Consider the following 18322-nt stretch of genomic DNA (forward strand, 5'->3'; position numbering starts at 1 on the left):
CCCGCGCGACCCGATCCATCCCGCGCAGCCCGATCCCATCCCGCACCGCCGAGCGATATCCGACCCCGGGAGAACACGCCGACATGCACGACCCGAACGCCGGTTCCTTCGTCGAACACAGCCGCCTCCCACGGGTCAGCGCGATCGTGCTCGCATGGAAGGCCGAGCCACTGCTTCGCCGCTCCGTGGAGACGTTGCTGGCCTCGGCGAAGGTGGAGGTCGAGGTGGTTCTCGTCGACAACGGCTGCACCACCGACGACGTCGAGGTGCTGGCGAAGCTGCCCGGCGTGGTGGTGGTCGGCGAGGGCGAGAACATCGGCTTCTCCGCCGGCTGCAACCTCGGCGTGACGGCCGCAAGCGGGGACTACGTGGCACTGGTCAACGGGGACGCGATCGTCGAGCCGAACACCCTGGCCCGGCTGGTCGAGGTGGTGGACCAGTCGGACGTGGGCATCGCCGCCGGGGCGGTACGCCTGGCCGACGAACCCGACCTGCTCAACTCCTCGGGCAACGAGGTGCACGTGCTCGGGGTGAGCTGGATCGGCGGTTTCCGGGAACGGGAGACCCGGTCCGAGCCGACCGAGACGGCCGGGGCGATGGGCGCCTGCCTGGTGACCTCACGCAGCCACTGGGACCGGCTGGGCGGCTTCGACCCGCACTACTTCGCCTACCACGAGGACGCCGACCTCTCCATCCGTACCTGGCGGGTCGGTCTGCGGGTGCTCAACGTGCCGGACGCGGTCGCCCTGCACCGGTACGAGTTCAGCCGCAACAGCTTCAAGTACTACCTGGTCGAACGGAACCGGCTGATGTTCGTGGCCACCCTCTGGGGTCGCCGGCCGCTGCTGCTGCTCGCACCGCCGCTGCTCGCGCTGGAGCTGGTGATGCTGCTGCTCGCGATCAAGGAGGGCTGGTTCCGGGACAAGCTGCGCGGCTACGGCTGGCTCTGGCGGCACCGGCGGCACCTGGGCGAGCGCCGTCGGCAGTTGCACGCCGAGCGGACCGTCCCGGACCGGGTCTGGATGCGTGTCCTGACCGACCGGTTCAACACCCCGCTGATCAGCCCGCCGGGAGTGGGCCTGCTGAACGTGTTGATGTCGGCGTACTGGCGGGTGGTTCGACGCTGGGTCTGACACCACCCGCCCCGCCGGACACCGGGTCAGCCCTCGGGCTGCTCGGTGTCCTTCGTTTCCAGGTCGGCCGAGGCGGCCGAGACCGCTGGCTTGTCCGGGCCGGTGGCCGGAGTCGCCGGGCCGGCCGGCGTCGGCTCGGGGGCCTCGGCGCCCTTCGGCTCCGCCTCCCCGTCGAGCAGGCTGGTCAGGGCGGCACCGGTGATCCGGCGGAAGGTACGCCCGATCCGGCCCCGGTCCAGCACCGCGACCTCGAGCTGGTTCGCCGCGATCGTCCTGGCGGCACCGTTCTCGCCACCCACGCTGCGCAGGGCCTGCACCGCGAGCCGTACGGCCTCGCTGAGCGACATGTCGTTGCGGTGGTTGTCGCGCAGCGCGACGGTGATCGCCTCGCTCTGCCCGCCCATCGCCATCCGACCCGGCTCGTCGTTGACCGAGCCGTCGTAGGTCAGCCGGTAGATCTCGTCGTCGTCCGGGGTGACGCCGACCTCGGCGACACAGATCTCCACCTCGAACGGCTTGGACTGCTCGGTGAAGATCGCACCCAGGGTCTGCGCGTACGCGTTGGCCAGTGCCCGGCCGGTCACGTCCCGCCGGTCGTAGCTGAGCCCGTTCAGGTCGGCCATCCGTACCCCGGCGCGGCGGAGGTTCTCGAACTCGTTGTAGCGGCCGACGGCGGCGAAGCCGATCCGGTCGTAGATCTCACTGACCTTGTGCAGGGCGCTGGAGAGATTCTCCGCGACGAAGAGAATCCCGCCCTCGTAGCTGAGTACCACCGCGCTACGACCCCGGGCGATGCCCTTGCGGGCCAGCTCGGAGCGGTCGCGCATGATCTGCTCTGGCGAGGCGTAGAACTGCATGGCCACGGCGGCGGTTCTCCTTACAAGCTGGTCTGGCGACTAACGAGCTGACGGCGTACGGCAGGGATGGTGGTCGACCTCAGCCGCCCGGGTTCTCCATCCGGGCCGCGACGACGGCTTCGGCGACCGACGCGGTCTCGGCCTCGGTGAGCCGGTTGGTCCCCTCCGCCGTGGCTGTCATCACCACCGGGTAGATCCGGCGGGTGAGGTCGGGGCCGCCGGTGGCGGTGTCGTCGTCGGCCGCGTCGTAGAGCGCCTCGACGGCCAGCCGGACCACCTCGTCGGTGCTCAGGCCGGGCCGGTAGCGCTTCTTCAGCGCCGAGCGGGCGAACAGGGACCCGGAGCCGATGGCGTCGTAGCCGGTCTCCTCGTAGGGGCCACCGGCGACGTCGAAGCTGAAGATTCGGCCGGCCTTGGCCGGGTCCGCGACGGCGAGGTCGAAGCCGGCGAAGAGCGGGATCACGGCCAGGCCCTGCATCGCGGCGCCGAGGTTGCCCCGGATCATCGAGGCGAGCCGGTTGGCCTTTCCGTCGAGGGAGAGAACCGCGCCCTCGATCTTCTCGTAGTGTTCGAGCTCGACCTGGAACAGTCGCATCATCTCGATACCGATGCCGGCGGTGCCGGCGATACCGACCAGCGAGTGCCGGTCCGCCGGGTGGACCTTCTGGATGTCCCGGCTGGAGATCATGTTGCCCATGGTGGCCCGGCGGTCGCCGGCCATCACCACGCCGGTGGCGCTGGTGATGGCGACGATGGTGGTCGCGTGCGGCGCTATGTCGGCGGCCAGGCCCGGCGGTAGCGGTCGGCGGCCGGGCAGCAGCTCGGGCGCCACCCTGCTCAGGAACTGTGTGAAGGAGGACGTCCCCGCGTTGGTGAACACATCTGGTAGCCGCCCGGATGGATCAAAACCCGCTGCCACGTGGTTCCTCTCAGTACGTGATCGCCAATGCCCAACGCCCTGCGCCGTCGCCTGACCGGCCACGACCACCGTTGCGGTTGAAGCAGACTATCGTCTGCCTCCGCCCCGCGCGATGATCTCGGTGCCGGCGTGGTGTGACGACGCGGGCGGCTTACCGGAGCCCGACCGGAGGCTACTCGCCACCCTTTTGGACATAACCCCGGACGAACTCTTCCGCGTTCTCCTCGAGCACGGAGTCGATCTCGTCGAGCAGGTCGTCGACATCCTCGGTGATCTCGGCATGCCGCTCCGCGACCTCGGGATTCGCCTCGGTGGTGACGTCCTCGACCTCTTCGTCGCGGCGTGCCTTGCCGGACTGGGACTGACCGCCGGTGTCACGGGTAGCCATCTGGTGCCTCCTCCACGATCGCTTGCAAGAAACTTACCTCGGAAGAGCGACAGAACGGGGCGACGACCGCGACCTTTACCGCTCGCCTGCCCGATTCGCGTGCCGTGCCACGGGAGCGACGGGACCGGTCCCGTGCCGAGGGCACGGGACCGGCGGACGATCGGTACCGGGTCTAGCCGGCGGCGGGTACGGCGACCGGTGGGCGACCACGGTCCGACGGGTCGGTGGCACCGGTCGGAGCACCTCCCGGTACTGGCTCCCTCGCCTCGGGATCGCCACCGTCGTCGGGGCCCGACCTGCCGCCCCGCCAGGGCAGGCGGGGGTTCCAGTCCTTGAGACGCAGGGCCTGCTTCTCCACCAGGTGCCAGGAGAACGCGGCGATGACCAGGCTGATCAGGGCGCTGGCCACGAAGTAGCCGGCCAGACCTATCTTCTGTACGCCGTACCTGGCCAGCACCTGTTCCACCACGAACGAGTAGATGTAGACGCCGTACGAGTAGTCGTTGGTCTGTCCGACCCGGTGCAGGGCCTTCGGTAGCCGCACGGCGAGCCAGAGGATGACGTACTCGTAGGCGAGCAGGCCGGGACCGAACAGCTCGCCCCGGAACGCGAACCAACCGATCACCGCGAGCGCGGCCACGCCGAGCAGGTCGTTGATCGGGAGCCGGTCGCTGTAGAGCTCGGCCACCCCACCGGCAAGGAACATGAAGCCGTACCAGAGGAACCACTGCTTGCCGAGCGGGCCGAGCAACGGCAGCGGCCCGAAATCCCCGGAACTGAACACCGGAGGGTGACCGAAGCGCAACTGCTGGTAGTGGTTGTAAACGAGCACCCCGAAGACGAAGACCGCGAAGAGCAGCACCAGCCAGCGGGCCCGACGCAGGACCGCGAGCACCGCCAGCCCGGCGACCAGGAGATAACAGAAGATCTCGTACGCGAGCGTCCAGAGCGATCCGTTGGGCAGGGACCGCTTGTGCCCGATCCCGTACGGCGTGTCGAACCGGAACACGTCGACGATCCCGCCCTGGCGGAGGCCACCCCACCAGTTCTGCTGCAGATAGTTGATCACGCCGACCCGGTGCCGCCACAGCCCGTCGAGGGTGCCGTGCCGCAGGTAGTAGAAGGTCGGCGCGACGACAAAGGCGACGAACAGCAGGCAGACCCACAGGCCGGGCCAGATCCGCAGGGCGCGGTGCCAGAGGAAACGCGGCAGCGAGGTGCGCCGGGCGCTGCGGGTGATCAGGAATCCGGAGACCCCGAAGAAACCGGCCACGGCCAGCCCGGGAATGTCGACCCGGGTGGTGAGCGCGCGGTCGTAACCGAGCACCGCGGCGTGCGCCAGCACGACGGCGAAGGCGAACCCGAGCCGGAGGAAGCCGAAGCTGTTGGCCCGTCCGGTGTACGCCTTGCTCAGCGGTACGGACACGGTCGAGCGACGCGCCGTGCGCAGCAGGAGAGGAAACAAGAGAAACCGCCCGGGGTGGGAACGGAGCACGTGACACGGAAGCATGCCACAGCACCGATCTTCGACGAAAATCCCGGAGCGGCTCCCCCGATCAGTTGCCCGTGATGGTCTCCAGCAGGTCCTTGGCACTCGGGCAGCGGTCGAACAACGCCCCCACGTGCTTGCGCGTGCCGCGCTCCGGTTCCATCATCGGCACCCGGACCAGGGACTCCCGGCCGACGTCGAAGATGACCGAATCCCAGCTCGCCGCGACCACCTCGGAGGCGTACTGGGCCAGGCAGCGACCCCGGAAGTAGGCGCGGGTGTCCTCGGGCGGCTCGACCATCGCCCGCCGGGTCTCCTCGTCGGGCAGCAGCGTGGCCATCGACCCCCGAGCCACCAGCCGGTGGTAGAGACCCTTCTCCGGGCGTACGTCGGAGTACTGCAGGTCGACCAGTTGCAGCTTGTGCGAGGCCCAGCCGAGCTTCTCCCGCTCCCGGTAGCCCTCCAGCAGCCGCAGCTTCGCCACCCAGTCCAGCTCGCCGGCGCAGAGCATCGCGTCGCGGCCGAGCCGGTCCAGGACACCCTCCCACCGCTCCAGCACGTCCAGGGTCTGCTCGTCGGCGTCGGCGCCGTACCGCTCCTCGACGAAGGCCCGCGCCCGCTCGTAGTACGCCCACTGCAGGTCGAGCGCGGTGAGCCGGCGGCCGTCACGCAGCCGCATCAGATGCGACAGCGACGGGTCGTGGCTGACCGAGCGCAACTCCGCCACCGGATCGGCGATGCCGAGGTCGGGGCTGAGGGCCTTCTCCTCGATCATCGTCAGGATCAGGGCGGTGGTGCCGACCTTGAGGTAGGTCGAGATCTCGGAGAGGTTCGCGTCGCCGATGATCACGTGCAGCCGGCGGTACTTGTCGGCGTCCGAGTGCGGCTCGTCGCGGGTGTTGATGATCGGCCGCTTCAGGGTGGTCTCCAGGCCGACCTCGACCTCGAAGAAGTCCGCACGTTGGGAGATCTGGAAGCCCGGTTGCGAACCGTCCTGGCCGATACCGACCCGACCCGCCCCGCAGAAGATCTGCCGGGTCACGAAAAACGGGGTGAGGTAGTTGACGATGTCGGCGAACGGGGTCTGCCGGCGCATCAGGTAGTTCTCGTGCGCGCCGTAGCTGGCGCCCTTGTTGTCGGTGTTGTTCTTGTAGAGGTGGATCGGGTGGGTACCGGGAATCGTCTCGGCCCGCCGGGCCGCCTCGGCCATCACCCGCTCCCCCGCCTTGTCCCAACGGACCAGGTCCATCGGGTTGGTCACCTCGGGAGTCGAGTACTCCGGGTGGGCGTGGTCGACGTAGAGCCGGGCACCGTTGGTCAGTATCACGTTCGCCAGGCCCAGATCCTCGTCGGCGAGCGCCTCAGCCGGGTCGTAGGCCGCACCGGAGTAGGTGAAACCGCGCGCGTCGCGCAGCGGTGACTCCTCCTCGTAGTCCCACCGAGCACGACCGCCACGGGTCAACTCGGGACGTGCGCCGTAGGCGTTGACCACCTGTGACGAGGTGACCATCGGATTGGCCCCGGCCTGCCCGGGAACCGAGATACCGTATTCGACCTCGGCGCCCATGATCCGCCGTACGCTCATGCCGCTGCCCCACTTTCCTCTTCCATGAGGCGAGCGTAGTCCGCTTTCAGGCTCATCCGTTCGCCCGATGTGACGACACGGCCGCGGAATGCACCTATTGGCCGGTGTCACCCCGTTGCGCGCGGTTGTGCGCCCTTGCGGACCGCCCGGCGGGAGCCGGGTCCGCGCTACTCGCCCTGAACGGGCACCGGGTACGCCTCCGTGTCGACCGGTTGCCGTTGGCTCGGCACCAGCGGGCGGGGCGTGGGCTTCGGGACCGGCTCGTAGCGGCGTACCAGCGCCAGGCCGAGCACCACCATCGCCCGTCCGAGGTAGAACGAGGCCTTGGCGACGGACTGGCTGGGCGTACCGGCCATCCGGGCCCGCATGGCGACCGGGACCTGCACCACCCGCAGGCCGACCCGGGCCACGTGCACCACGGTCTCGACCGTGTCGCCGAGGTACTCCACCGGGTAGGCACGAGCGAACAGCTCGATCACCTGCCGGTTGGCGGCCCGGAACCCGGAGGTGGTGTCGGTCAGCCGCGATCCGGTGATCCGGCTGAGTACGCCCGCGAGCAACGACATCGCGTACTTGCGCGGCCCGCGTACGGCGTAGTCGCCGACGCCCGCGAACCGGGCGCCGATCACCAGGTCGGCGTGGTCCAGGGCGCTCACCAGTTCGGGCACGAACAGCGGGTCGTGCTGGCCGTCCGCGTCGACCTGGATGGCCACGTCGTAGCCGTGGTCGCGGGCGTACCGGTAGCCGAGCCGCATCGCCCCGCCGACCCCGAGGTTGTACGGGAGCTGCAGCACCGCCGCACCGGCGGACCGGGCCTGCGCCGAGGTCCGGTCCCGCGAGCCGTCGTCGACCACGAGCACGTCGACGGTGGGCAGTGCGGTACCGACCTCGCGTACCACGTCGGCGATGGAACCGGCCTCGTTCCAGGCCGGGATGACGATCAGGATCCGCTTGTCGGCGATCACCGTTCCACCTCTTCCCGGCGGACCTCGGCCCGCAGCAGTGCCACGTCTTCGGCGAGCACCCGGGTCTCCTCCTCCAGGCGGCTGAGTTCCCAGCTCAGATGAATGCTGATCAGAAGCAGGAAGACCACGCCACCGAAGAGCACCAGGCTGACGCCGCTGACCACGCCGAGCGCGCCGGCGATCTCGTCCGGCAGCCGGGGGAAGAAGGCGAGCGGCAGCGCCACCAGGGCGACGCCGATCCAGAGTGCGGCGTACTTCTCCCGCAGTTGGCGGCGGCGCATCAGCTCGACCACGACCACCAGCAGGACCAGGCCGGTGATTCCGGTCAGCAGAGTCAGTCGCATCAGGAGGTCGGTTCCTCTCGCGAGCGCGGGCCGGCGACGACGTCGACGAGTTCCCGTTGCGTGGGTTGCGGGTCGGGGACGAGCCCGTCCGGGTCGGGGGCGGTACCCGCGGGCAGCACCCGCTCCGGCGCGGTGAGCCGCCAGTGGTACGCGACCAGGATGGCGCCGGCCACGACGGCGAGCAGGATCGGGGTGATCGACCCGAGCGCGGGTTGCCACTCACCGCCCAGGACGTTGAACGAGATCACCCCGCGCCGGGGCGGCAGCCCCTGCTGGAAGCGCACCATCGTGTAGGCCAGGGCGGCGAGATGCGCGGGAACCAGCAGGAGGACAAAGAGCCGGATCAGCTTGCGCAGCGGGTCGACCAGACCGCTCTCGGCCACCGTGTACGCGGCCAGGATCGGCACCCCGACCAGCAGCGGCAGGAAGTACCGCCCCTGGCCGATGAACGCGTACTCGTTGACGTTGATCGCCTCGATCACGCTCGGCACCAGCATGCCCAGTACGCCGAGCCCGGCGACCCGCCAGCGCGCGGCGTTCCCACCCAGGGCGAGCGCCAGCAGGACCAGGGTGCCGACCGAGAAGTACCAGGCAAGGTTGATCACCATGGGCAGCGGGGTGTCCAGCCAGCCGAGCACCCCCACCAGTTCCTGGATGTAGCTGTTCCACCGGTCGAGAATCTCGATCTTCATCGCGCCGACCAGCCCCAGGTGCCGACTGCCCACGCCGTTCGGGGTGATCTCGGCGGTCTTCTTCCAGAGGGTCCAGCCGACCGAGGCGATCCCGGTCGCCGCGAGCGCACCGGACAGGATCCAGAACCGCCGGGAACGCAGCAGGGCGCGGTACGCCGGCAGGGTCAGCCCGATGAGCAGGACCGCGGCGATGACCGCGAACCAGGCCGGGCCACCCGACCGTACGGTGAGCAGCACCGCGCCACCCACCCCGGCGAGCCACCAGGCGGACCGCCGCCGGCCGGCGCCCTCCGGTTCGAGCAGGATGGCGATCAGTCCCACGACCATGGCGGCACCGGCCGCGATCTCGACCGCGTTCGGGTTGATCGCCCCGGCGAGGTGCGCGGTGATGGGGGTGACCGCGACCAGGATCCCGCCGAAGGCGAGGCGGTGTCGCAGGGTCAGGGCCACCGAGGTCGCCCAGGCGAACAGGGCGGCGACCAGGGCGGCACTGAGCAGCCGGGCGAGCAGTACGCCGGCCATGTTCGGGGAGAGCACCAGCGGCCAGCCCACGGTCAGGTAGTACGCGGGGTTGTAACGACCGGCCGGGGTGAGCACCTTGACCAGGGTCTCGTCACCACCGGGCTCCCTGGCACAGCCGGCGTCCTGGTCCGGGTGGTGCGCGAAGCAGTTGCTGCGGATCAGGCTCTTCGGCACCTCGTGGTACGCGCCGGGAAATTTGCCCTCTTTTGCCGGTGCGGGAGCGATGTCGCCGGAGGCCACCCCGTACGCGTGCTGGATGTGCCGCATCTCGTCCGGCGTGCCGTCGTAGGGCGTGGCGATGGCCCAGGCCGCGAACAGCAGGAAGAAGCCGGCGAACGGCAACATCACTCGCAGTAGCAGACCTGTGGCGGGCCGAGCCGACGGGTGGGGCCGGGCGGGTGCGGCCATGGGGGTGGTCACGGGTGCCGAGGGTACTCGATGTCGGGCTTCGAGCGGGTTCGGGTCCGAACGCACTCCGGCGCGTACGCCGCTATGCTCACCGGTCGTGACGACGACTGCCGATCAGAGCGCTCCCGACACCCGGGAGCCCGCGTCCGGATCCGCCCGGCCGAGCGGCCTGGTGCGCCGACTCCTCAACACCGGTTTCGTCCGGTACCTGGTGGTGGGTGGTGGGAGCGCGGCGCTCGACACCGGCCTGCTCTGGCTCCTGCACGGAGCGTTCGACGTCTGGCTGCCGCTCGCGACGTTCCTCGGGGTGGTGACCTCGACCGGGCTGAACTTCCTGCTCAACCGGAGCTGGGTCTTCTCCTCCACCGGCGGGGCCGGTGGGCAGCTCGTCCGCTACCTCATCCTGGTCGGCGTCAACTGGGTGCTCACCGTACTGATGGTCGCGGCCCTCGCCGGCCTCGGGCTGAACTACCTCGTGGCCAAGTGCGTCGCGCTGGTGGTGCTGACCACGCTCAACTTCGTGGTCTACCGGGCCTGGGTCTTCCGCGACCCGACCCCGGCGGCGGAGGCGAAGCTCGGCTGACCGGGTAGCACCGGGGAGATCGACAACGGGGGGCGACGCGTACTGCGTCGCCCCCCGTTCATCGCTGATCAGGTCAGAGGTACTGACCGGTGTTGCTCGCGGTTTCGATGGAACGGCCGGCCTCGGCGCCCTTGCCCCCGGAGACGAGCGTACGGATGTAGACGATCCGCTCGCCCTTCTTGCCGGAGATCCGGGCCCAGTCGTCCGGGTTGGTGGTGTTCGGCAGGTCCTCGTTCTCCCGGAACTCGTCGACGCAGGCGTCGAGCAGGTGCTGCAGGCGCAGCCCCTTGCGTCCGGAGGAGAGGAACTCCTTGATCGCCATCTTCTTGCCCCGGTCGACGATGTTCTGGATCATCGCGCCGGAGTTGAAATCCTTGAAGTAGAGCACCTCTTTGTCACCGTTGGCATAGGTGACCTCGAGGAACCGGTTCTCCTCGGTTTCGGAGTACATCCGCAGGACCACGGCCTCGATCATGGCCGCCACCGTCGCCTGGGCATCCTGCCCGTGCTCGGTGAGGTCGTCCGAGTTCAGTGGCAGCCCGGTGAGGATGTACTTGGAGAAGATGTCCCGGGCCGCCTCGGCGTCCGGCCGCTCGATCTTGATCTTCACATCGAGTCGGCCCGGACGCAGGATGGCCGGGTCGATCATGTCCTCCCGGTTGGAGGCGCCGATCACGATGACGTTCTCCAGCCCCTCCACGCCGTCGATCTCGCTGAGTAGCTGCGGAACGATCGTGTTCTCCACGTCCGAGGAGACACCGGAGCCCCGGGTACGGAACACCGAGTCCATCTCGTCGAAGAACACGATGACCGGAGTGCCCTCGCCGGCCTTCTCCCGAGCACGCTGGAAGATCAGCCGGATGTGCCGCTCGGTCTCGCCGACGTACTTGTTGAGCAGCTCCGGACCCTTGATGTTCAGGAAGTAGCTGGTGTGCTTCTGCTCACCACGTCGCTCGGCGATCTTCTTCGCCAGCGAGTTTGCCACCGCCTTGGCGATCAAGGTCTTCCCGCAGCCCGGCGGACCGTAGAGCAGGATGCCCTTCGGCGGGCGCAACTGGTGCTCCCGGAACAGCTCGGCGTGCAGGAACGGCAACTCGACCGCATCCCGGATCTGCTCGATCTGGGACTGGAGGCCACCGATGTCGCTGTAGTCGACGTCGGGCACCTCCTCGAGGACGAGTTCCTCCACCTCGCTCTTGGGAATCCGCTCGTACGCGTACGCCGAGCGCGGTTCGATCATGAGCGAGTCGCCGGCTCGAATCGACGAGCCGATCAGTGTCTCGGCGAGATGCACGATCCGCTCCTCGTCGGAGTGGGAGATCACCAAGGCCCGGTCACCCGGACCGCCGGTGGGATTCTCCAACACCTCCTTGAGCATCACGACCTCTCCGACCCGCTCGAATCCGAACGCGTCAACAATGTTGAGCGCGTCGTTGAGCAGGACCTCCTGACCACGTCGTAGCTCGTCGACCTCCAGTGACGGAGATACCGCCACGCGCAGCTTCCGACCGCCGGTGAAGACATCCACCGTGCCGTCGTCGTGCCGCGCGAGGAAGACGCCGTACCCGCTGGGTGGTTGAGCCAGCCGGTCGATCTCTTCCTTGAGCGTGACGATCTGGGCCCGTGCCTCTTTGAGGGTGCTCACGAGCCGGTCGTTGTTCTCGGTCAGTCGAGCTAGCTGCGCCTGGGTAGCCGCCAGTCGCTCCTCGAGCTGCCGGACGTGTCGGGGGCTTTCGGTCAGCTTGCGCCGCACCAAGGCCAGTTCCTCCTGAAGGAACGCGACCTGGGTGGAGAGATCGTGGGCCTCCTTCTCCCACCGTGCGGCGCGCGAGTCCGCGTCGTCGCTGCGTGCCACGTCCCACCTCCCCGGGGGGCTTGAACGTTCTGCCCTAACACTAGCCGCTATGACGCCGATTCGGTCCCATGCAACACCCTCGTCACCGAACCTTGATCGTCACGGGGGACGCCGCTGGGGTCGTACGGGGGCGTTCGGGTACCGTCGGGTACGTGCCGGACGAACGGATGGAGGGGTCATCGTGGTAACCCAGACCGAGACCGATGAGCTGCGTGTTTGGGTGGACCAGGACCTCTGCACCGGCGACGGCCTCTGCGTGCAGTACGCCCCGGAGGTCTTCGAGTTCGACATCGACGGCCTGGCGTACGTCAAGGACGGCTCGGGCGAGATGCTGCTCGCCCCGGGCAGCCGGGTCGACGTACCCGCCCACCTGCGGCTCGACGTGATCGACGCGGCCAAGGAGTGCCCGGGCGACTGCATCCACGTGCTGCGCAGCCGGGACGACGTCGAGGTCGCCGGTCCGGACGCCGAGGACTGATCCGGGCGCGGACGACCCGAGCTTCCCGGCTCGGCCGGGGAGACGAAGCCGGCGGGACCGGCTCACAGCATGGGACGGCCGAGTACCGAGGCGACCAGTCGGGCAAACTCCTCGAGCCGGGCGATCTGCCCCGCCCCGCCGTCGTCGAAGGTCTTGCCGAAGCGCAGCGCGTCGTGCCGGGGTGAACCCACCACCTCGTCCGCCGGGACCCCCTCGTCCAACGAGCTGAGCAGCAGGTAGACGTCGATGCTGTCGACCCGTACGCCGCCGCTCGGGGTCCGGGTCAGCCGTCGGCGGCACCCCACCTCGGTGACCGTCGAGACCGGGACGACCCGCAGCGAAGAGGTCATCGACCCGGCCGGCCCGTCGTCCGGCGGGATGTCCTCACCGTGCCAGAGGATCAACCGGCTGCCGTCGCAGACCGCCACCTCCTGCCAGACCCCGTTCACCTCGTTGACGAACCGTTCCAGGGTGAACCCCAGCACGGAGGCGCCGCGCAGCACGCCGCCCAGCGCCTCCAGCGCCACCTCGGGGTCGCGGAGGTACGCCCGCGCAGCCGACTCCAGGTCCTGGTACGGCGACCAGTCCGGGAAGACGGCGGGGAGGTCCCCGCCGCCGAAGGTGGGCCTGCTCATGCGGACCTCCCGAGGTTGATGATCACTGCACGTCCCTCTACCCCGCCTCGTCCACGCCACCCGCCGGGGCGAGCGGTGCCGACTCCGCGTCCCGAACGGCCTGCTCCGCCGCCCGCAGTCCCGCCTTGCGCGCCGCGTACGCCTCGACGCCCTTGCTCGGCTTGCGACGCCGCGGCGGCGCGATCACGCCGGGTGCCAGCTTGCGGGCGGAGACCAGGAACGCGGTGTGCGCGATCATCCGGTGGTCGGGGCGCACCGCCAGCCCCTCCAGGTGCCAGTCCCGCACCAGCGACTCCCAGGCACGTGGCTCGGTGAAGCCGCCGCGCTCGCGCAACGCCTCGACCAGGTCGGAGAGCTGGGTCGTGGTGGCCACGTAGCCGATGAACACCCCGCCGGGCACCAGCGTGCGCGCCACCAGGTCGAGTACGTCCCACGGGGCGAGCAGGTCCAGGATGATCCGGTCGAACTCCGGCTCCTGGCAGGTCGCCACGTCGCCCACGGTCAGGTGCCAGGACGGGTGCGGACCGCCGAAGAAGGCTTCCACGTTGCGCCGGGCGATCTGGGCGAAGTCGTCGCGCAGCTCGTACGAGTGCAGCTCACCGGTCGGGCCGACCGCGCGCAGCAGGGAGCAGGCCAGCGCACCGGAGCCGGCACCCGCCTCGAGCACCTTCGCACCGGGGAAGATGTCGCCCATGGCGACGATCTGGGCGGCGTCCTTCGGGTAGATCACCTGGGCGCCACGGGGCATGGAGAGCACGTAGTCGGAGAGCAGGGGGCGCAACGCGAGGTACGCGGTCCCGCCCGCGGAGGTGACCACACTGCCGTCGGGCAGGCCGATCAGGTCGTCGTGCTCGAGCGCACCCCGGTGGGTGTGGAACGACTTGCCCCCCTCCAACGTGATCGTGTGCATCCGACCCTTCGGATCGGTCAACTGCACCCGGTCACCCGGCCGGAACGGGCCACGGTGGGCCGGTACCGGCTCGGCGTCGGTGGGGTGGGCGGTGGTGGGCTGTGCGGTCACTGAGTCATCTTTCGTTTCGGCTCCAGGAGCTGCGCCAGATCGGCGATGTGCAGAACGCCGACGACATCTTCGCCTGACGTCACGAGATACTGCGCGCCCGGGTCGGTCTGCACGGCCTGGATGACCTCCTCGCCGTCCAGATCCACCGGGAGGGTCGGAAGTCCGTCCAGGCCACGGGCCACCGTGTCGACCGCGACCCATGGCCGCCGGTCCACCGGCACCGCGTCGGCGGCGGCCCGGTCGACCAGGGCGACCAGCCGGCCCGACGAGTCGTCGACGCCCAGCGCCACCGGTGCCGGCCCGGTCGCCGATCCCCGCCGCTGCGCCTCGGCCAGCGGGGTCCCGGTGGGCACCCGGAACACCGGGCGGGCGAGCTGGTGCAGGTCGATGAGGGGGAACCGGCGGCTGATCCGGGCCATCCGGATGGACTGGCCGGCCCCCTGCCAGAGAGTGAAGGCGACCAGCACCATCAGGGCCAGACCCAGTGGCGCGATCAGCCCGACCCAGGTCAGCACCCCGACCAGTACGGCGGTGACCACCGCGACGGCCCGGCCGGCCCAACCGGCGACCTCGGTGCCGAGGTGCCGATCCCGACTGGCCGCCCAGACCAGGGCACGCAGCGCACGGCCGCCGTCGAGCGGCAGACCGGGCAGGATGTTGAAAACCGCCACGATGAGGTTGCTCACCGCCAGTTGCAGGGCGAACTGGTCGGGCAGGGTGCGATCGGGCAGCAGCACGGCGGCCACCACCGCGGCCAGGCCGAGCACCAGGGACACGGCCGGGCCGGCGAGCGAGACCAGCAGGTCCACCCGGGGTGTCGGCGCGTCACGGTCCATCTCGGTGTAGCCGCCGAGCAGTTCGAGCGTGATCCCGCGTACGCCGATGCCGTGCCGGCGGGCGGTCACCGCGTGACCGAGTTCGTGCAGGAGCACCGAACCGAGCAGGCAGACCACGAATCCGAAGCCGACCAGATAGCCGGTGACCTGCGACAGCTCCAGCTCACGACGGACGAACTCGCCGTACACCACGGTCACCAGGACGGCCAGCAGCACCATCGAGGCGTTGACGTAGACCGGTACCCCGAGCACCCGCCCGACGGCGAGGCCGGGACGGCGGTCCGGCCGGGTTTGCCGCCTTGAACTCTGCTGCACCGTGTCGATGCTACGTAACCGCGCGGAGCAAGCTCGCCCGCGGCTTGCTTCCGGGGGCCCGTGCCCGCGTAACCGTCGTACCGGTGGCCTAGCCTTCCGGTCATGGTGGCGGAGATGGTGACGAAGCAGACGGCCGGGCGATCCCCGGTGGCCGAGCGGCCCCCCGGGCCCTCCCTCTCGCCGTCGCGGGCGGCGGATTTCAAGACCTGCCCGCTGCTCTACCGGTTCCGCAGCATCGACCGGTTGCCCGAGCGGACCAGCCTGGACCAGATTCGCGGCACCCTGGTGCACGCGGTGCTGGAAAGGCTCTTCGACCTGCCCGCGGCGGACCGCACACCGGCGGCCGCGGACGACCTGGTGACACCGCAGTGGGACCAGTTGGTGGCCCGGGAGCCGGAGCTGACCGACCTGTTCCCCGAGGACGCGGCGATCGACGTGACCGAGTTCCTCGGCTCGGCGCGCCGGCTGCTCGAGGGTTACTTCACGGTGGAGGACCCCCGCCGGCTCGAGCCCGCCGAGCGGGAGACGCTGATCTCCACGGTCGTCGACGACGAGTTGCTGATCCGCGGTTACATCGACCGGCTCGACGTCGCCCCGGACGGGGCGTTGCGGGTGGTCGACTACAAGACCGGAGGAGCACCCAGGGAGGCGTTCGAGGCACGTGCGCTGTTCCAGCTCAAGTTCTACGCGCTGGTGCTCTGGCGTACCCGTGGGGTGGTGCCGAAGGTGCTCCGGCTGCTCTACCTCAAGGACGCCGAGATCTGCGACTACGCGCCGGACGCCGACGAACTCGCCCGGTTCGAGCGCACCCTGGTCGCCCTCTGGCGGGCGATCGAGCAGGCCACCGCCAAGCAGGACTTCCGGCCGAAGCCGAGCCGGCTCTGCGACTGGTGCAGCCACCAGGCGCTCTGCCCCGCCTACGGCGGCACGCCGCCGCCGTTCCCGGAGTTGACGGTCACCGCGGTCGTGCCGGAGCAACCCAGCCGGTCCGCCGGGCCCGCCGTGGACGAGTAGCCCTCCTCCCGAGGCCGGTGGCCCTCCTCCTCAAGGAGGAGGCGCATTCCACCCCTGGGTGCGGACGTCGGCACCCCGGCAGCGGCTACCGTGCGGAACATGACCCGCATCGACGTCCCGGCCGTCCTCGACCGGCCGCCGGGTGGGACCGGACCGGACGCCGGGCCGCGCCCGCCCACCGGGTGGCGGCGGGGCCTGCTTCCCACCGGGTACGTCCCGGCCACGTTCGGCCGGGACGTTCTCCTGGCGGCTCTGGTCGTACTGACCGAGGTGCTGCTGGTGGCGACCGGACCACCCGAGGCCACCATCGACGGATGGCCGAGAACGATCACCTGGAGTCTGGTCTGCGCGGTGCCGATCGCGCTGCACCGGGCCTGGCTGCCGGCTGCGGTGGCACTGGCGCTGACCGGTTTTGCCGCCGCGGTGGTCGACGGGCACCAGCCGCTGACCGCGGTGGTGGCGTTCATCCTGCTGACCTACACCACCGCCGCGGGCTTCACCCTGCGCCGGGCGATCCTCGTGGCCACCGCGCTCTGGGTGCCGATCCTGGTCACCGCCCTGGCACTGCCGGCGGCCCGGGACCAGATCGGGGTCTCCGGGGGATATCTGCTGTTCACCAACGTACTGATCGCGTTGGTCTGCTTTTTTGTCGGACGTACGGTGCACGCTCGGCGGGCGACGATCCGGGCGCTGGAGGAGCGTGCCCGGGTGGCGGAGGAGAACCAGCGCTCCATGGCCGACCAGGCGGTCGCCGACGAGCGGCGGCGGATCGCCCGCGAGCTGCATGACGTGGTCGCGCACCACGTCAGCGTGATGAGCGTGCTGGCGACCGGTGCCCGACGGGTGCTGCCCCGCGACCCCGCCGCCGCGGACGAGGCGCTGGACAGCATCGCGGAAACCGGCCGGACCACGCTGCGGGAGCTGCGCCGGCTGCTCGACGTGCTGCGTACCGACGACGCCGAACCGGCCGCCGACCTCACCCCGCAGCCCGGACTCGCCGGACTGGAGTCGCTGGTCGACCAGGTTCGCGAGGCGGGTCTGCCGGTCACCCTGCGGGTCGACGGCGTACCGGCGCCGCTGGAGCCCAGCCTCGCCCTGACCGTCTTCCGGATCGTGCAGGAGGCGCTGACCAACGCGCTCAAGCACGCCGGTACGGCCACCGCACAGGTCCGGCTCACCTTCGGCGTCTACTGGCTGGTGGTCGAGATCCTGGACACCGGGCGCGGCCCCTCGCTCGACCCCAACCTCGCCGGACACGGCCTGGTCGGGATGCGGGAACGGGTCGCCCTCTACGGTGGAACCCTGCGTACCGGCCCCCGTCCGGGCGGCGGCTTCCGGGTCTACGCGAAGGTCCCGATGGAACGCCTCGGCGTACCGAGCAACGAGGAGACGGCGTGACCGAGCACCGCGAGGTCACCGGCCAACTCTGGTCAGTCAGTCACGGCGACGACGAGCGAAGCGAGGAGACGGCGTGACCGAGCAGGGCGAAGCCAGTACCTATACGCGGGGTGGGGCGCGGCCGGTACGGATCCTGCTCGCCGACGACCAGCCGTTGCTGCGTACCGGGTTCCGGATGGTGCTCAGCGCCGAGAGTGACCTCGACATCGTGGGCGAGGCGGGTGACGGTGCCGAGGCGGTCGACCTGTCCCGCCGGCTGCTGCCCGACGTGGTGCTGATGGACATCCGGATGCCCCGGATGGACGGGGTGGCGGCGACCCGGGCGATCGTCGAGTCCCGCCTGCCGGTACGGGTGCTCATCCTGACCACGTTCGACCTGGACGAATACGTGGTGGGGGCGTTGCGGGCCGGTGCGAGCGGCTTCCTGGCCAAGGACGTACCGGCGGACGACCTGGTGACCGCTATCCGTACGGTGGCCGCTGGTGAGGCGGTGGTCGCCCCGCGCATCCTCAAGCGGCTGCTGGACCAGTTCGCCGGTGTGCTGCCCGACCCGTCGGCGACCCCGCCGAGGGCGCTCGACGTGCTCACCGAGCGCGAGCGTGAAGTGCTGGTGCACATCGCCCGTGGACTGTCCAACGCGGAAATCGCACGCACGTTGTCGATCAGTGAAACCACGATCAAGACGCATGTCGGACACGTACTCACCAAACTCGGTCTGCGCGATCGGGTGCAGGCGGTCGTGTTGGCGTACGAGTCGGGACTGATCCGTCCGGGGGCATGACGCACCGATAACGGTCGTGCGACGCAGCGTGGTGAGCCCGTACCCTCCTTTGGTCGGAGCCGGGAGGGTACGACGGTCGTACCGGAAAACCCTCCGCCGGCAGG

Annotated in this window: 18 protein-coding genes; 6 read left to right on the top strand and 12 right to left on the bottom strand. The window is 69.9% G+C overall.

The features are described from left to right. Positions 1-83: 83 nt before the first annotated feature. Positions 84-1133, top strand: a complete 1050-nt coding sequence (locus tag OIE47_RS33670; protein WP_326558574.1) for a glycosyltransferase family 2 protein — start codon at positions 84-86, stop codon at positions 1131-1133. Between the two features lie 26 nt (positions 1134-1159). Here the strand turns inward: OIE47_RS33670 and prcA are convergent, their stop codons facing one another. The 8 genes from prcA to OIE47_RS33710 all read right to left on the bottom strand — a co-directional run bounded on the left by prcA (position 1160) and on the right by OIE47_RS33710 (position 9314). Next, on the bottom strand, positions 1160-1996 hold the full coding sequence (gene prcA / locus OIE47_RS33675) for a proteasome subunit alpha (RefSeq protein ID WP_326558575.1): 837 nt from the start codon (positions 1994-1996) through the stop codon (positions 1160-1162). Positions 1997-2069: 73 nt separating this feature from the next. Then, positions 2070-2909: a proteasome subunit beta gene (prcB, locus tag OIE47_RS33680; protein ID WP_326558576.1), complete on the bottom strand. Its 840-nt coding sequence runs from the start codon at positions 2907-2909 to the stop codon at positions 2070-2072. 172 nt (positions 2910-3081) lie between these two features. Further along, positions 3082-3297, bottom strand: a complete 216-nt coding sequence (locus OIE47_RS33685; RefSeq protein ID WP_326558577.1) for a ubiquitin-like protein Pup — start codon at positions 3295-3297, stop codon at positions 3082-3084. Positions 3298-3469: 172 nt separating this feature from the next. Beyond that, a complete protein-coding gene (locus OIE47_RS33690; RefSeq protein WP_326558578.1) occupies positions 3470-4762 on the bottom strand; it encodes an acyltransferase family protein in 1293 nt (430 codons plus the stop codon). 91 nt (positions 4763-4853) lie between these two features. Beyond that, positions 4854-6371 (bottom strand): depupylase/deamidase Dop, encoded by a 1518-nt coding sequence (dop, locus tag OIE47_RS33695; RefSeq protein ID WP_442792021.1) that lies wholly within the window; start codon positions 6369-6371, stop codon positions 4854-4856. 167 nt (positions 6372-6538) lie between these two features. Beyond that, on the bottom strand, positions 6539-7336 hold the full coding sequence (locus tag OIE47_RS33700) for a glycosyltransferase family 2 protein (protein WP_326558579.1): 798 nt from the start codon (positions 7334-7336) through the stop codon (positions 6539-6541). Continuing rightward, positions 7333-7680 (bottom strand): DUF2304 domain-containing protein, encoded by a 348-nt coding sequence (locus OIE47_RS33705; protein WP_326558580.1) that lies wholly within the window; start codon positions 7678-7680, stop codon positions 7333-7335. The genes OIE47_RS33700 and OIE47_RS33705 overlap by 4 nt, the downstream gene beginning before the upstream one ends. Then, entirely contained in the window at positions 7680-9314 is a 1635-nt protein-coding gene (locus OIE47_RS33710; protein ID WP_326558581.1) for a DUF2142 domain-containing protein, read from the bottom strand. The genes OIE47_RS33705 and OIE47_RS33710 overlap by 1 nt, the downstream gene beginning before the upstream one ends. 85 nt (positions 9315-9399) lie before the next feature. Between OIE47_RS33710 and OIE47_RS33715 the strand changes: the two genes are divergently transcribed. Then, complete coding sequence (locus tag OIE47_RS33715; RefSeq protein ID WP_326558582.1) at positions 9400-9885, top strand: GtrA family protein; 486 nt, start codon at positions 9400-9402, stop codon at positions 9883-9885. A gap of 73 nt (positions 9886-9958) precedes the next feature. Here the strand turns inward: OIE47_RS33715 and arc are convergent, their stop codons facing one another. Further along, entirely contained in the window at positions 9959-11740 is a 1782-nt protein-coding gene (gene arc / locus OIE47_RS33720; protein ID WP_326558583.1) for a proteasome ATPase, read from the bottom strand. A 181-nt stretch (positions 11741-11921) separates the two neighbouring features. Between arc and OIE47_RS33725 the strand changes: the two genes are divergently transcribed. After that, the gene (locus OIE47_RS33725) at positions 11922-12218 is read left to right on the top strand and encodes a ferredoxin (RefSeq protein WP_326558584.1); all 297 of its coding nucleotides are present in this window, start codon (positions 11922-11924) and stop codon (positions 12216-12218) included. A 62-nt stretch (positions 12219-12280) separates the two neighbouring features. Here the strand turns inward: OIE47_RS33725 and OIE47_RS33730 are convergent, their stop codons facing one another. Genes OIE47_RS33730 through OIE47_RS33740 form a run of 3 tightly spaced genes read right to left on the bottom strand, consistent with a single transcriptional unit; the run spans position 12281 to position 14962 of the window. Continuing rightward, positions 12281-12853, bottom strand: coding sequence for a hypothetical protein (locus OIE47_RS33730; RefSeq protein WP_326558585.1), 573 nt, complete (start codon positions 12851-12853; stop codon positions 12281-12283). 37 nt (positions 12854-12890) lie between these two features. Continuing rightward, positions 12891-13874, bottom strand: a complete 984-nt coding sequence (locus tag OIE47_RS33735) for a tRNA (adenine-N1)-methyltransferase (protein ID WP_326558586.1) — start codon at positions 13872-13874, stop codon at positions 12891-12893. After that, positions 13871-14962 carry a site-2 protease family protein gene (locus OIE47_RS33740; RefSeq protein ID WP_326563314.1) on the bottom strand — a complete coding sequence of 364 codons (1092 nt, stop codon included), beginning with the start codon at positions 14960-14962 and terminating at the stop codon, positions 13871-13873. Before OIE47_RS33740 ends, OIE47_RS33735 begins: the two co-directional genes overlap by 4 nt. Positions 14963-15127: 165 nt before the next feature. On the opposite strand from OIE47_RS33740, the gene OIE47_RS33745 reads away from it, so the two are divergent. The 3 genes from OIE47_RS33745 (at position 15128) to OIE47_RS33755 (ending at position 18218) form a co-directional block, all read left to right on the top strand. Then, positions 15128-16039 carry a RecB family exonuclease gene (locus OIE47_RS33745; RefSeq protein ID WP_442792022.1) on the top strand — a complete coding sequence of 304 codons (912 nt, stop codon included), beginning with the start codon at positions 15128-15130 and terminating at the stop codon, positions 16037-16039. A 99-nt stretch (positions 16040-16138) separates the two neighbouring features. Next, positions 16139-17437 carry a sensor histidine kinase gene (locus tag OIE47_RS33750; protein WP_326558587.1) on the top strand — a complete coding sequence of 433 codons (1299 nt, stop codon included), beginning with the start codon at positions 16139-16141 and terminating at the stop codon, positions 17435-17437. A 73-nt stretch (positions 17438-17510) separates the two neighbouring features. Continuing rightward, positions 17511-18218, top strand: coding sequence for a response regulator transcription factor (locus tag OIE47_RS33755; protein WP_326558588.1), 708 nt, complete (start codon positions 17511-17513; stop codon positions 18216-18218). Positions 18219-18322: the final 104 nt, after the last annotated feature.

It is taken from the genome of Micromonospora sp. NBC_01796, assembly GCF_035917455.1.
Classification (GTDB): Bacteria; Actinomycetota; Actinomycetes; order Mycobacteriales; family Micromonosporaceae; genus Micromonospora_G.